Genomic DNA, 288 nt, shown 5'->3' with positions numbered 1-288 from the left:
AAACGACACGTCGTTTCAATTTTCAGCTTGTTCCGGATTGTTAAAGAGCAATATCTTAAACATGACTCGTAAGTCATCTTTAAGATATGTGGGTAACATCTTTCACCTGTCACCAAGCTTTGGCGTCCCCTAGGGGATTCGAACCCCTGTTACCGCCGTGAAAGGGCGGTGTCCTGGGCCTCTAGACGAAGGGGACAATTAAGTCTGTCTTCGAAAGACACTTTGCTCGTTATTTTCTATCAGACAATCTGTGTGGACACTGCGCCGGAAGGTATCTTCAGGTAAGGA

The 288-nt window shown here is 46.2% G+C and carries 1 tRNA gene; it reads right to left on the bottom strand.

Annotated elements, in window-relative coordinates:
• Positions 1-120: 120 nt before the first annotated feature.
• Positions 121-196, bottom strand: a tRNA-Glu gene (locus tag IBT54_RS24955).
• Between the last annotated feature and the right edge of the window lie 92 nt (positions 197-288).

The organism is Pantoea sp. S62 (genome assembly GCF_016658625.1).
Taxonomy (GTDB): Bacteria; Pseudomonadota; Gammaproteobacteria; order Enterobacterales; family Enterobacteriaceae; genus Pantoea; species Pantoea vagans.
The sequence above is the reverse complement of the archived record's forward strand: the minus strand, read 5'-3'. Positions and strand labels throughout refer to the sequence as shown.